Below are 14,291 nucleotides of genomic sequence, written 5' to 3'. Positions count from 1 at the left end.
TCGTATACTGCCATTTATAGGTACGCCCCAAACAACTGCTGCAGACGTGCCTCATCCACACCTAAACTGCCCTTCCAGCCAGCCCACGGCATTTCCATATCAGATCTGCCTTTAGTGTTGTAAGCTGGTTTTCACAGCTAACCATATCACCAAAGTCCGTCCAACTGCTGTCGGTTAAGCGGATGAACTGATTGGGTATTACCCCAACTCGCGCCAACGTATCCAGCATCCCTCGTTTGGTGTACACATCACCTTTGATGATTTTTGCTGCTGTTAACCGCTTTTCAAATTGCCCGGGCGTTTCATCGCTAGGGGCTTGCCTAAGCAGGTTAATCAAGTTGATAAAAGTCTGCCTATCATCGTCAGACGGTTCTACCACGGGCTGGTGCCGTACATACGCCAAATTTAAGTACGCATGCGTAGGTGTACTACTGTACGAGTTGCCCGCCTGCAAACAATATTGAAAGTGAGAGTTATGCTCATAGTTGGGTTTATCGTAGTCAGCACACACCCAGCAACAACGATATGCTGGCTTTTCTACATAGCGATGTGCGGGTAGGCTTTTCAACTTACCCCATGCTGACAATACAGAGCGACCGCGCAAGTAGCTGCCTCCAACACCGGCAACGAACGTTGCAATAATACGTTCTTCTGTTAACTCAGGCGCATCTTTTAACGAGGCTAGTTTCTCTAGTACTTCGTCATGACCAGAAAAATACACAATGTCATTACATGCCCATTGCTGCTGATCTAGCACGGCTTTTTCTTTGTCGCTGAGAATACTTTCGTCATACACCGATACGCAACGCTCGCTATCGTATTGGCCATTTTGGTACTTATACAGCTTCTTTAATACCCGTAACAATTGTGCAGACATCTCATCAACCTTGCGCAATACAGCGTGTGCTTAACGCTCTCGCGTTCTAAACCAGATATAGGCAATACCTACAGGAGCAATAATCCATGCCATCACAAACAGCACTAAATTAATGATGATTTTCCCTAGCAACATGATCCATGTATTGATGTAAAACACGTTATCGCCAAACACAAAACGCTTTAGCTCGTCATACACCAACTTAGAGAATGGGAACAAGATCAAGCACACAACCCCAGGAATAATACGGTTCCACAAGCCATTGCTGCTCCAACCTATGTTGTTCTCCATAAATAAAAACAACGCGAAATACAGCGCACCTACGCAATACGCTCGGATCAAATAGGTTCTATCTAATGAACCAAAAATTCTAGAAAACATGTATTTCTCACCCTGCGTTAGTAGTCTGTCATGCTAAAAGTCGGTCAGTATACAGCGCGCCCACCAACCTGCGTATGACAACATCGTCACGGCATGCAACACCGATTCTCATGCTAGGTTGATAAGCCAGCTTGTGCCTGCGGCTCAACCTTAATAAACCACTTAGGTTGCATCACATCAAAATCCGTACGAGTATTTTCAACTAAGTAACTGGCTGAATCTAGCACCACGGCGTTGCCATCTTTGCGCATAAACACCACCCAATGCCAAAAACTTTTGCCATTTTCCTGATGATGTTTAATCGCCAACAAAGCCAGATCTGGCAAATTTTCCCACGACGTAAAGGGGAGCTCGTCGTCTGATGTATTAACCCCAGCATTCGCCAACATACGTCGTACATAGTGGGTGTCTGACCATAAGGAGGTGTCTTCTGCGTAAATCCCCATGGCATTAGCAACCGCCTTCATCTCGGCATAACTCTTACCCAGAATATTAGCCACTGACGCGATCCCGCACCCAGTAGCTTCTTCTTGTATCACTGACTTCATTAACTCTCTCACAGACACGTGTTTACAACGTAGTTTTACGCTTCAACGCCACCAACCCTACAGCGGTGAGCACAGCAAAGCCCGCTCCCACTAAAAATGTACCTTGAAAGCCCACTACATCCCACAGCAAACCTGCCAGCACACTCGCAATAAACAACGCAATACCGGTTAACAGATTGAACATACCAAAGGCCGTCCCCCTAAGCTCTACAGGTGCGCTGTCGGCAATCAAGGCGGCAAACAGCCCTTGCGTAAAACCCATATGCAAGCCCCACAACACCACGCCCACTAACAACCCTGGCAACCCAGGTACTAGCGCAATGACCAAATCGGCTGCTATCAACAATCCTAAGCCTATGCCCAGCACGGTGATGCGGTTAATGCGATCAGACAATGCTCCGGCTGGGTACGCTGACAACGAAAAAGCTAAGCTCATGAGCACCAACACAATAGGTGTCCACATAATTTCTATGCCTACGGCCTCGGCACGCAAGATCAAGAAAGCTTCGCTGAAACGCGCTAAAGCAAATACGCCCCCTACCCCAGCCACCCACCAATAATCGTTACCCAGCTTTACCAGGTCACGCCATTTAAGGACTTTTTTAGCGTCTTTTTTTAATGCGCCCGGTGCGGGGTCTTTGACATAAACGATCAGCACAAACACAGCTAAAAACGCAGGGATCACTGCAATCCAAAAGACGCTTTGAAACGAGTCAGCGGTGAGCCACATCAACCCTATTGCCAGCAACGGTCCTAGAAACGCACCTATGGTGTCTAAGGTTTGCCGCAACCCAAAGGCGGCCCCCCGTAGTTCTGCCGGCGTAATATCTGCTACCAACGCATCACGCGGTGCGCCACGTACCCCTTTACCTATGCGGTCAACAAAACGTGCCCCTACCAGCCATCCTAGCGTTCCCGCTAGTGGAAACACCGGCTTCGTTAATGCTCCCAGCCCGTAACCGCATACGGCTAAGACTTTACGTTTGCCCAGCCTGTCACTCACTGCACCAGAAAACACTTTAGTAATGGAGGCCACGGCTTCCGCTATACCCTCAATAAAACCTACGCTTAATGCCGAGGTTCCTAGAACCGTTACCATATAGATGGGGAGCAAGGCGTGGATCATCTCGGATGAGATATCCATCAGCATAGACACAAAACCTAGCGCCCAAACCCCACCCGGAACGGCTTTCCAACCACGTTGCTGTGTTGTGTGTTGCATCGTTTCTAACCATGAAAAAACCCGGTTGAGCAATGCTGCAAAACCGGGTTAGTACTGTAATACGGCTAGCGGTCAGTGACCAACCGTTAGCTGAACACTGCCTAAACCTTCTACCGTAGCCGTGAGCACATCACCCACCTGCACAGGGCCAACACCCGCTGGCGTGCCTGTCATGATTAAGTCACCGGCTTGCAAGGTAAAGCGTGTAGACAAGTAGGCAATAGTTTCAACGATAGGCCAGATCATTTGGTTGATATCGCCAGACTGTCTACGCTCGCCATTGATGTCCAAGCTAATTGCACCCGCAGTCAGCACGCCCAACGACGCACGTGGATGCAATGGCCCCATAGGAGCAGACGCATCAAATGCCTTGCCAACTTCCCACGGTCTACCTTGTTTTTTCAATTGGGTCTGCACATCGCGTTGGGTCATATCCAAACCAATGGCATAGCCCCAAATGCTCTGTTCTGCTTGCTCTAGGCTCATGTCCTTGCCGCCCGCCCCCAAAGCCACCACCAACTCTACTTCGTGGTGTACATCTTGGCTTTGTTTTGGGTAAGGCCATACGGGTGCGGAATTCGTACCCATTGCCCATACTGCACCGGCTGGTTTGGCAAAGAAGAATGGATCTTCGCGTCCGCTATGACCCATCTCCTGAGCGTGCTCAGCGTAATTCCGGCCTACGCAAAAAATGCGATTGACTGGAAAACGCTGCTCACTACCTGTCACCTCCAGCCCAACAACGTCCTGTGGTTGGATTGCCCAAGTCATTTTATTTTTTTCCTTCTTGGAATCTAGCGATGCTGTTAGCAATTTCTTGCTTCGCAGTTTCTACACCTTCCCAACCGTTTACTTTGACCCATTTACCTTTTTCCAGGTCTTTGTAGCGCTCAAAGAAGTGCTTCAGACGTGCCAACTCTTCTTCTGGCAGATCTTCTGGGCCATTGATGTGGCGGTATGGAGGGTACAGTTTAGTAACTGGTACAGCCAACACTTTAGAGTCACCACCACCTTCGTCTTCCATCATCAATACGCCAATAGCGCGGCATTTCACCACTGCACCGATTTGGATGGGGAATGGAGCCAAGACCAACACGTCAGCTGGGTCGCCATCGTCAGCAATAGTTTGTGGCACGTAACCGTAGTTCACTGGGTAGTGCATTGCTGCCAACATGAAACGGTCAACAAAGATCGCGCCAGTTTCGTCGTCTACTTCGTATTTCACTGGATCGGAATTCATAGGAATTTCGATAATGACGTTGAACTCTTCCGGTGCGTTGGATCCGGGTGTGACGAGATTTAAGCTCATGAGCGAACCTTCAAATAATGGTTAATCAACCCTGCGATCAGGGCGGTCAGAAATAATGCTGGTATCCACCCCTGGTGGCAAGGCCGAGTCAAAATACTCGTCATCATCAGTAGATGTACTTGCTACAGATGTAGTGGAAGATGGGGGTGTAACGTCAACTGCCGGTGTTGGGCTAGTTGGATCGTCAGAGTAAAAGTCTGCAGCACTGGCAGCCATAGGCTGTACCTCAGAAGGATCAGCCATGACGGCATCCGGTGCAAAAGCTGTATCTACGATTTCAGGATCGGCTTGCGTTTCAGCCGCAGGCAAGGAACGGTTAGTACGTACGCTAGGCAATGCCCCAACTACCACTGCCGATGCTAGCTGCCAGTGGCGCATAGCATCGTGGCTACGGCCTAAGCCATCGTACAAATTACCCAATAACGCATGAATACGCATATCGTTGCGAATCTTCATGCTGCGCTTCAAGTAGTGCTCGCCTTGCCCCCACAGCTGGCCGGTCAAACACAACTGGCCCAACGCTGCCAACAAATCGGCATCATTCGGATATTTGCGCAACCATTCTTCGGCTTTACTTAAACGACGCGCGTAATGTTCGGGCGTGCAGTTGGCGTATGCCATAACCAAGGCCGGCTCAAAACGTACGTTAATCGCGGCTTCCAAAATACGAGCAGCATCGTCGTATTCATCAGCCTCTGCTTTCACTTGTGCAGCAGCTAACGCTACGGTTGGTAGTGTTTTCTCGTCAGCACGCAAATCGCCCCAGACGGTTTTAAATTGCTCTATGCCGCCTGCTTTAATACGTGCAGCAGCCGCTTCTTCTATTGCGTTTAAGGCGTCTTCACGACCGATAGCGCTGCGTCTAACCAGTAAGCGAGTGAGTTCGTAGACCTGATCGTGTTCGCCTAATTGTCTATAGGCACGCAGCAATAACCTTGTAGTGTGCAAGAAACGAGCATTCACATCTTGTAAAGGCTGCAACAACGCTACCGCCTCTTGCGGGTTACCTTGGTCTAGCCACATTTCGGCCATTGCCGTTGCTGCCGCTACGTTTAAGCGCTCGTCTTTAGCCGCTTCATCTTGTACTTGCTTAAACTGCTCGTCACGCCGTTGGTACTCGCCTTGGTTGTGAGCGGCTCTGGCACTCGCCAACCCTGCCAACACACGGCTGCTGTGCGAGCGTGTTTTAGCCAACAGCTTCGTCAGATCTTTTTCCGCTTGGTCGTAACGCCCTTCCAGCACATTTAACCAACCGCTTTCCAACAATGCACGGTCACGGTTTTGTGCTCTACGGCCACGCCACGAGCGAAAGCGCTCAGGGCCGCCGGAGATCCAGCTAATGAAGCGCAATGCCACATACAGCACGATAAAAATAACTACCGCGGCAATGACGGCAAAGGTCAGGGAAAACGACACACGATACGGCGGTGCCAACACCACGACGTTACCGCTGTGCTCACGCAAAACCAGCGCCAGAGTCACCGCCGCAATTAATACTACCAGCGTCCAAATCCAGGCTCTCATGACTTATCCTTGAAAAGGGGGGGCCAGCGTTTCCAGTGAGGCACGCGTTACGCTAACTGGGGCGGCTTCAGGTTGTGCCGCAGGCTCGCTTTGCTCACCTGCCTGCTCTTGCTCCACAGCCTCGGAACCCGCTTCTGTAGGCTCATCAGCGTCATCGCCGCTCGCCGCATCACTGACGGCTTCTTTTTGCATCATGGACTCTAGCGCCTGCAGACTGTTATCCAGCGTAGGCAACTGCGTCACAATGGGCGTTTCCAGCAAGCTGCGTGTCAGTTGCAGAGCATCGGCACCCGCACCGCTTTGTATATCGAAGCGCTGCTGCAAAGCCGTCAATACTGCATTCATCTCGGACTGCCATACCAAAGGTTGTCCAGTCATCAAAGCCAAACGCGCTGTAGTAATACGCAGGCGCAAATTATCGCGCAAGCGTTCGGCTTGTTCTGGTGACAGCAATAAGGCGGAGGCATCATCGATACGACGCACTGATACTAATTCGCCCAAATCGTAGGTTAAGGCATCCCACCCACGCTCTACCCAGTACCAACTTTGTTTAGCAGAGCGTTCCCACCATGGGGTTTCTTCTGTGAATACAGGCTCGGGAATCGCCACCTCTTGTGCAACATTGTCACTCGCTTCTACCGCAATATCGGGAGCTAGCAACACAGCACGGTTTAACGCTTGCTGTAGGGTATCCAGTTGGCGCGATAGGGACGACACGTCCACAATGCTAATCGCACGCAAACGTTGCAAATCGCCATTAATGGTTTGTTGCAACGACGCTAAGGTGGGTCGGTTTGCTCGCGCCAATCGTGCTTGTGCGGTTTCCATGGAGACAATGGCATTGCTCACATTACCGCCAATCAACAATTGCTGCTGCGCCAAATTCACCAAGTGCTCTACATCGTTCAAGAGTGCTTGCTGGCCACCCGCATCCGTTAGTGTTTGGAAGGCTTGGTGCAAGTCTTGAGTTTGCTCTTGGCTATCGGCTAATTCGCGTTGTAGCTGCTGGTATTTCTGTTGCAAGTCACGTAATTGCGCCTGCACTTGCTGTACCTGATCTACCGCCTTATTGCTGGCTTGAATATTGGCTTGCAGTTGGCGCTCTAGATCAACATAGCCTTTTTGCTGTTGCTGGCCATACCATACACCGCCACCCACCAGCGCCAAGACAATGGCTGCTGCCAACACCGTTAAGCCATGCTTGCCACTGCTACTTTTAGCAGTTGGCTTGGCAGCTTCACTGGGTGAAAAATGGGTGGTTTTCTTGCCGGCATTCTCAGCGCCTGCTGCGGCAGGAGTTTCCTGCACAGCTGCCTTCTCGGGCTGAGACGGATGTATTTCAGGTGTTTTATCTGTTTTATCTGTCATAGCAAGATGTAATCCGATTACGTTTTGTTGACGCAGGCCAGCTCACTAAAGGCCGCGCACATGGACTCCACACTAGGTGAAGCATAACGCAGCCTTTGCAACGGGGCCAAATTCCGCTTCTCTTGTTCCGATTGTAGTCGCTTCCCTATGCGTTCGTGAATGACTACGCCCCCAATCTTAGACCAATGAGATTCTAAACCTAGGCGACATACGTTATCCAAAATCGCTGCAACACTTTCTGAACTGCTAAATAAGATGGAGCACTGAGTAGACAAGAGTGCATCACGCAGTTGCGTTACCGCATCCCCCGTCCATATCGCAGGCTGACGTTGATAGGCAGTTAAGCGCTGAACCTGCTTGCCAGCGGCCTCAAACGCCGTCCCCAGCCACTCCCTACCTTTCTGACCACGCACCAACAATACGGTTGAGACACTAGAAAGGTGCGGCTGCAGCACTTGCCATAATGCCTCGGAATCTTGCGGCGTATCACTCGCGGGGTACAGCAATAGTTGCTCTGATACCACGTGCTCGTCGCGAAACGGCACAATACTCGCCTGCCCCACTCCTGCCACGCGTACATGAGCAGGCCACACAATACTGTGCTGCTTCAGGATAGTCAGGTAACTTTGCGCGGCAAGCCGGCTCACGCACACCACTAAATCAAACTTAGCGGGATGGTGTAATAAGGGATCAAAACTGTCCGGCCGCTCTTCCAACACCAGTGCGGGTAACACCAAGCTGTGTAGGCCTTGCTGCTGCAAGGCCTCCTGTAAGGCTTGGTTACGGCCTTTAGGTCGAGTCAGTATGGCGGTAGCTAAACGCCCTTCGCTCACGCGTTAGTTCTCGCTACTGGCAATGGAAAGTCTAGACAAAATGTCTTTAGCACCATCAGCCAATAAAGCATTAGCCACTTCCGTGCCCAGTGCCACGGCGTCTTCAGACTTACCGGTAGCTTCTGCACGAATGATTCGGGAACCATCCGGCTCCGCAACCAATGCACGCAAATGCAGTTGACCGTTGTCGATGGTAGCGTAAGCGGCCATTGGTACTTGGCAAGAGCCGCCCAGTAAACGTGATACCGTACGCTCTGCTAAAGCGCGTGCTGTAGATTCTGCACAAGCCAATGGTGCCAACAACGCCTGTAGGTCGCTGTTTGCTTCCATGATTTCTATACCCAAAGCACCTTGGCCTGCTGAGGGCAAGCTGTCTTCTGGGGAAAGCAAGGAGCGTATACGCTCACCCAAACCCAAACGAATCAGGCCAGCGGCAGCCAAAATAATACCGTCGTATTCGCCTTTATCCAGCTTACCTAAACGGGTATCTAAATTGCCACGCAACGGCTTAATAACAAGGTGCGGGTAACGTTCACGTATTTGGGCCTCGCGGCGCAAGCTGGCTGTACCCACTACAGCACCTTCAGGCAAATCTGCCAGCGATGCATAGTGGTTAGACACAAACGCGTCACGTGGGTCTTCGCGCTTCATGATCACAGGCAAAGCAAAAGGGCTTTGCAGATCAAAAGGCACGTCTTTTAATGAATGCACGGCCAAGTGGGCTTTGCCTTCCAGCAAGGCCACTTCCAGCTCTTTGATGAACAACCCTTTACCACCTACCTTAGACAGGGTGCGGTCTAGGATTTGGTCACCACGGGTAGTCATGCTCAGCAGCTCAACCTTGCAGGTAGGATACAGCGCTTGCAGTGAATCACGTACAAACTCGGCTTGCCACAATGCCAGTCGGCTAGCACGTGTTGCAATAATCAACTGTTCAGGTACCAACAAAACAACTCCTACCCAGCAAAGTAACGGGCCACAGCGGCGCCTACGATCCCCAATATGGCCAGAATGCCAAGCCCTTGCAATAAGGACAGGCCAGATTCATGTTTTTTACGATCAGAATCAGGTAGAAAACTCATGATTTCATCCTTTTATCTAGTGGTTGTCTGGCGTGTTGCCATCCATTTACCCAATACGACCAGTATAACGGCAACCGAGGCTTCTACAATCAACTTCGTTGTAGAAGAGATATCACCCAGATAACGGGTAATAGCAATATCGGTGACCAACATACCCCCAGCAATCCACCCCAACAAGGCAGCGCCCAGCGTGATGAGCACAGGGAAACGGTCAATTAATTTCAATACCAGCGTGCTACCCCAAATAATAATGGGGACACTAAACAGCAAACCAAAAATCACGTATGCCATTTGATGATCAGCTTGTGTGTTTTGTGCGGCACCCGCAATGGCGATCACGTTATCCAAACTCATGACGAAGTCGGCAATCAAAATGGTTTTTACGGCCGACCACACACTGCTACCGGCTTTTACATCGCCATGCCCACCTTCATCTGGAATGAGCAGCCGTAGCCCTATCCAGAACAACATGGCCGCCCCTACCAATTTCAGGAACGGGATGTCTAACAAGGTTAACGCAAAGAAGATCAGCAGTACGCGCAGGATAATAGCCCCTACCGTACCCCACAATATGCCTTTGATGCGTTGTTTATGGTCAAGGTTCCTGCACGCCAAGGCGATGACAACGGCATTATCGCCGCCCAGCAAAATATCAATTAAAACGATCTGAAACAACGCTCCCCAATGTAGCGTTTCGAAGAACTCGATCATTTAGTTTCCAGCGTAGAGATCATTCTCATAACCGGTTTGTAGCAGCCCAATGCACTACAAACCTGGTCATCACGCATGGATGGTTCGCCCATCAAAAAAGTGCCCTACATCGCAATGCAGGGCACTTCTTTTTGCATGCCTATACCCAGTTTACCGCAACTGGGCACACACAGCTCTTACAGTACGGACTTCAGCAACTTGCCCATTTCGGATGGGTTGCGAGTAGTACGAATACCGCAAGCTTCCATAACTTCCAGTTTGGCGTCTGCAGTATCAGCACCACCGGAAATCAGCGCACCAGCGTGACCCATACGTTTTCCGGGAGGCGCAGTTACACCAGCGATAAAGCCGATAACTGGCTTTTTCATGTTGTCCTTAGCCCACAGAGCAGCGTTCACTTCGTCAGGACCACCGATCTCGCCGATCATGATAACGGCATCAGTGTCTGGATCGTCGTTGAACATTTTCAGTACATCGATGTGTTTCAGACCGTTGATTGGGTCGCCACCGATACCTACCGCGCTGGATTGACCCAAGCCCAACTCAGTTACCTGAGCAACAGCTTCGTATGTCAATGTACCGGAACGACTTACCACACCAATACGACCTTTACGGTGGATGTGGCCAGGCATAATACCGATTTTCAGTTCGTCTGGAGTGATCAGTCCTGGGCAGTTAGGGCCCAACAACAAGGTTTTCTTGTTCTCTGCACGCATACGGTTACGCACACGCAGCATATCGCGAACAGGAATACCTTCGGTAATGCAGATCACCAGATCCAGGTCAGCGTCTACCGCTTCCCAGATAGCATCAGCAGCACCTGCTGGTGGAACATAAATAACCGATACGGTTGCGCCAGTCGCATCACGTGCATCTTTCACGTTAGCGTAGATAGGCACACCTTCAAAGTCCTCGCCTGCACGACGTGGGTTCACGCCAGCTACAAACGCTTCTTTACCGTTACCGTATTCACGACACATACGTGTGTGAAATTGACCGGTTTTACCTGTAATACCTTGAGTAATAACTTTGGTATCTTTATTAATCAGAATCGACATTGAAAAATCCCTTCCTGTACTTATTTGGCGGCGGCAACGACTTTAGTGGCTGCTTCAGCCATCGTGTCGGCACTGATGATAGGCAAGCCGGATTCAGCCAGCATTTTCTTGCCCAACTCTTCGTTGGTACCTTTCATACGTACAACCAGAGGTACGTTCAGGTTTACAGCCTTGCATGCTGTGATCACGCCTTCGGCGATAACGTCACAACGCATAATGCCGCCGAAAATGTTTACCAGGATGGCTTTAACGTCTTTGTTAGCCAACATGATTTTGAACGCTTCGGTTACTTTCTCGGCTGTAGCGCCACCACCTACGTCCAAGAAGTTGGCAGGTTCGCCGCCAAACAGCTTGATGGTGTCCATAGTAGCCATCGCCAAACCAGCGCCGTTCACCAAGCAACCAATGTTGCCGTCCAACTGAATGTAGGCCAGGTCAAATTTGCTGGCTTCGATTTCAGCAGGATCTTCTTCGTCCAGATCGCGGAACTCAAGAATATCATCGTGACGGAACAGTGCGTTGCTATCGAAGTTGAACTTAGCGTCCAAAGCGATAATGTCGCCTGAGCCTGTCAGGATCAGTGGGTTGATCTCAGCCAATTCTGCATCTGTATCAGTGTAAACTTGGTACAGTTTTTGGAACTCAGCAACGGCTTTCTCGATGGAAGCCTCAGGCACACCAATACCACGAGCCAACTTCGTTGCTTGCTCGTTGGTCAGGCCAACTGCTGGGTCTACGAATTCTTTCAAAATGGCGTCAGGGTTACGCTCGGCCACTTCTTCAATTTCCATACCGCCTTCTGCGGAAGCCATCACGGCAACGCGCTGAGTAGCACGGTCGGTCACGATACCAACGTAGTATTCTTTTTTGATGTCCGCGCCTTCTTCTACCAGCAAGCGACGTACTTTCTGACCTTCAGGACCAGTTTGGTGTGTGACCAACTGCATACCCAAGATCTCGCCAGCGATCTGACGCACTTCGTCCATGGAGCGTGCCAGCTTAACGCCACCGCCTTTACCACGGCCACCAGCGTGAATCTGAGCTTTAACAACCCATACTGGGCCGCCCAACTCTTCAGCCACTGCAACGGCTTCATCTACCGAGAAAGCAGGTTTTCCGCGGGGAACCACTACTCCGTATTTTCTTAGCAGGGCCTTACCCTGATATTCATGAATTTTCATTGATTACCTGTCAGTCTTAAAAAAACACAAAAAAAACTTTGCCTACATCCACCACCGTTGACTACTCTGGTACAACTTCTGTGTGTTCTGCTGCCTCGTACCACTTAGGGTAAAACATTTTGACTACTTCGCCAGAGCTTCGTAAAGCATGGCAGCCGTCAATTTGAAACGGCCGCTGCTGCGAATCTTCTGGCTCGTCATCTTGCTTAGCTCGCGCCTCTTTCACCATGGACTGAATTGCAACGGTTGGCAAAATATCCGTCAGTTCAGTCATGTGTGTACAGCCAGAGGTACGAGACATAATTTCTCTTACCGAACGTTTAAAGCCTTTCACCAAGCTTAATCCTATAAGCTTGCGGTACGCGTCTGCAATACCGGTGCAGTGGTTACGATAAGGCGCTGCCCCATACGTTGCCACTACATCTTGAATGACATAGTTTTTATCGATGGTGACACGCATCAACATGTGATGCACAGGGTCGCCCGCTTCATGCACACCGCTTTCAGACATTTTCGATGGGAAATCATAGGCTTTGGTGTCCATGATTTCTGCTTCGATGTCTAACATCCCATCCTCACGCGCAAAAGCTTGTGCATGATAGGTACGGGTATGTAGTGGACTACGCGATATGGTTGACGGTGGAAGCGCCATCTCTCACCAACGGTAAAAATAACGGTTAACGCCCCAGTATACCGCAGCTAAATAGTAGGGCATAAAAAATGGGGCCAATAAATTTATAGGCAGAGGGGTTCCCAGCCAATGCTTGGTGAAGATCCCTCTGTATTCCCTCATAACATTGTTTCACAGACGTGAAATGGGGGCCTACTGCGGCCCCCATTTTTTGTGCATCAAGCTTCTACAGCAGCTTGAGCCTGTTTGCTATGTTTAGCGCGGTAATCTGCCAAGAACTTAGCCATGCGATCAATCGCTTCGCGCAGGTCTGGTTCATGGGGCAAAAACACCATACGGAAGTGATCAGGGTGCGGCCAGTTAAAGCCTGTACCTTGCACTAGCAGCACGCGTGTTGCCTCTAGCAATTGCAAGAAGAATTGGCGGTCATCTTTGATAGGGTAAACTTCTGGGTCCAGGCGCGGGAACATATACAGTGCCGCTTGCGGCTTAACGCAGGTGACCCCAGGAATCGCCGTGATCAGCTCATAGGCCAAATCACGCTGACGGCGCAAACGTCCGCCCTCACCCACGAGGTCTGCAATGCTTTGGTAACCACCCAAAGCCGTTTGTATCGCCCATTGCCCGGGTACATTGGCACACAAACGCATGTTAGCCAACATATTCAGGCCTTCAATATAGTCTGCACCCGCTTGTTTATCGCCAGAGATCACCAACCACCCTGCCCTATAACCACATGCCCTATAGCTTTTGGACAGCGAGTTAAAGGTTAGCGTCAGCACATCAGGAGCCAAGCTTGCCAAGGCAGTATGCTTCACATCGTCATACAGCACTTTGTCGTAGACTTCGTCGGCCAGAATCACCAAGTTGAATTCGCGCGCGATATCTACAATGCCCTTTAGCACTTCATCCGAGTACAACACCCCAGTAGGGTTATTCGGATTGATCACCACAATACCTTTGGTGCGCGAGTTAATTTTGGAACGTATATCCGCCAGATCGGGAATCCAGCCGTTAGCTTCATCGCACAAATAGTGAACTGCCGTCCCACCAGACAAACTGGTCACTGCTGTCCACAGCGGGTAGTCAGGCATAGGCAACAGCAATTCATCGCCATCATCCAGTAAGGCGTTAGTCGCCATAGCGATCAGATCAGAGGCACCATTTCCCAAGTAAACATCTTCCAGCGTCACGCCCTCAACACCTTGTGCTTGGGTGTAGTGCATTACCGCTTTACGCGCGGCAAAAATACCCTTGCTGTCGGAGTAGCCTGCTGAATTAGGCAGATTACGGATCATGTCCTGTTGAATCTCTGCAGGAGCATCAAAGCCAAATACAGCCAGATTGCCGATATTGAGCTTGATAAGCTGCTGGCCTTCGTCTTCCATTTGCTTAGCCCTGTCCATAATGGGGCCGCGAATGTCATACAAGACGTGAGCCAACTTACTCGATTTACTGATCGTTCTCATGAACGGTTTTCCTTGGAAAATAGGTGCGTCATAAGGCATCAACAACTGGGTATACCCTTCTCAAACCACGCATAACAAGGTCGGCATGACTTGCTAT

General features: G+C 50.3%; 16 protein-coding genes. All 16 read right to left on the bottom strand.

Going from position 1 to position 14,291, the window contains the following annotated elements:
* Positions 1-61: 61 nt before the first annotated feature.
* Positions 62-877 carry a hypothetical protein gene (locus tag GY634_RS15310; protein ID WP_207625624.1) on the bottom strand — a complete coding sequence of 272 codons (816 nt, stop codon included), beginning with the start codon at positions 875-877 and terminating at the stop codon, positions 62-64.
* Positions 878-907: 30 nt separating this feature from the next.
* Positions 908-1,258: a hypothetical protein gene (locus tag GY634_RS15305; protein ID WP_166409594.1), complete on the bottom strand. Its 351-nt coding sequence runs from the start codon at positions 1,256-1,258 to the stop codon at positions 908-910.
* Positions 1,259-1,371: 113 nt separating this feature from the next.
* A complete protein-coding gene (locus tag GY634_RS15300) occupies positions 1,372-1,806 on the bottom strand; it encodes a cysteine peptidase family C39 domain-containing protein (RefSeq protein WP_166409593.1) in 435 nt (144 codons plus the stop codon).
* A gap of 22 nt (positions 1,807-1,828) precedes the next feature.
* On the bottom strand, positions 1,829-3,028 hold the full coding sequence (locus GY634_RS15295; protein WP_166409592.1) for an MFS transporter: 1,200 nt from the start codon (positions 3,026-3,028) through the stop codon (positions 1,829-1,831).
* Positions 3,029-3,100: 72 nt separating this feature from the next.
* Positions 3,101-3,799: a fumarylacetoacetate hydrolase family protein gene (locus GY634_RS15290; protein ID WP_166409591.1), complete on the bottom strand. Its 699-nt coding sequence runs from the start codon at positions 3,797-3,799 to the stop codon at positions 3,101-3,103.
* Between the two features lies 1 nt (position 3,800).
* Complete coding sequence (gene ppa, locus GY634_RS15285) at positions 3,801-4,337, bottom strand: inorganic diphosphatase (protein ID WP_166409590.1); 537 nt, start codon at positions 4,335-4,337, stop codon at positions 3,801-3,803.
* Between the two features lie 21 nt (positions 4,338-4,358).
* Positions 4,359-5,861, bottom strand: coding sequence for a heme biosynthesis HemY N-terminal domain-containing protein (locus GY634_RS15280; protein WP_166409589.1), 1,503 nt, complete (start codon positions 5,859-5,861; stop codon positions 4,359-4,361).
* A gap of 3 nt (positions 5,862-5,864) precedes the next feature.
* The gene (locus GY634_RS15275; protein ID WP_166409588.1) at positions 5,865-7,229 is read right to left on the bottom strand and encodes a uroporphyrinogen-III C-methyltransferase; all 1,365 of its coding nucleotides are present in this window, start codon (positions 7,227-7,229) and stop codon (positions 5,865-5,867) included.
* A gap of 17 nt (positions 7,230-7,246) precedes the next feature.
* Positions 7,247-8,062 (bottom strand): uroporphyrinogen-III synthase, encoded by an 816-nt coding sequence (locus GY634_RS15270; protein WP_166409587.1) that lies wholly within the window; start codon positions 8,060-8,062, stop codon positions 7,247-7,249.
* Positions 8,063-8,065: 3 nt separating this feature from the next.
* On the bottom strand, positions 8,066-9,010 hold the full coding sequence (hemC, locus tag GY634_RS15265; protein WP_166409586.1) for a hydroxymethylbilane synthase: 945 nt from the start codon (positions 9,008-9,010) through the stop codon (positions 8,066-8,068).
* Positions 9,011-9,018: 8 nt separating this feature from the next.
* Positions 9,019-9,144: a hypothetical protein gene (locus GY634_RS17350; protein ID WP_278249052.1), complete on the bottom strand. Its 126-nt coding sequence runs from the start codon at positions 9,142-9,144 to the stop codon at positions 9,019-9,021.
* Between the two features lie 12 nt (positions 9,145-9,156).
* Positions 9,157-9,855 carry a TerC family protein gene (locus GY634_RS15260; RefSeq protein WP_166409585.1) on the bottom strand — a complete coding sequence of 233 codons (699 nt, stop codon included), beginning with the start codon at positions 9,853-9,855 and terminating at the stop codon, positions 9,157-9,159.
* A 176-nt stretch (positions 9,856-10,031) separates the two neighbouring features.
* The gene (gene sucD, locus GY634_RS15255) at positions 10,032-10,913 is read right to left on the bottom strand and encodes a succinate--CoA ligase subunit alpha (protein WP_135866077.1); all 882 of its coding nucleotides are present in this window, start codon (positions 10,911-10,913) and stop codon (positions 10,032-10,034) included.
* A gap of 20 nt (positions 10,914-10,933) precedes the next feature.
* Positions 10,934-12,094, bottom strand: coding sequence for an ADP-forming succinate--CoA ligase subunit beta (sucC, locus tag GY634_RS15250; RefSeq protein ID WP_135866075.1), 1,161 nt, complete (start codon positions 12,092-12,094; stop codon positions 10,934-10,936).
* Positions 12,095-12,155: 61 nt separating this feature from the next.
* On the bottom strand, positions 12,156-12,746 hold the full coding sequence (locus GY634_RS15245) for a DUF2889 domain-containing protein (protein ID WP_166409584.1): 591 nt from the start codon (positions 12,744-12,746) through the stop codon (positions 12,156-12,158).
* 197 nt (positions 12,747-12,943) lie between these two features.
* Positions 12,944-14,194 carry a pyridoxal phosphate-dependent aminotransferase gene (locus GY634_RS15240; protein WP_166409583.1) on the bottom strand — a complete coding sequence of 417 codons (1,251 nt, stop codon included), beginning with the start codon at positions 14,192-14,194 and terminating at the stop codon, positions 12,944-12,946.
* Positions 14,195-14,291 lie beyond the last annotated feature (97 nt).

This window comes from Paenalcaligenes suwonensis, assembly GCF_011290505.1.
GTDB classification, from domain to species: domain Bacteria; phylum Pseudomonadota; class Gammaproteobacteria; order Burkholderiales; family Burkholderiaceae_B; genus Paenalcaligenes; species Paenalcaligenes suwonensis.
This window is presented reverse-complemented; position numbering and strand designations above follow the sequence as displayed.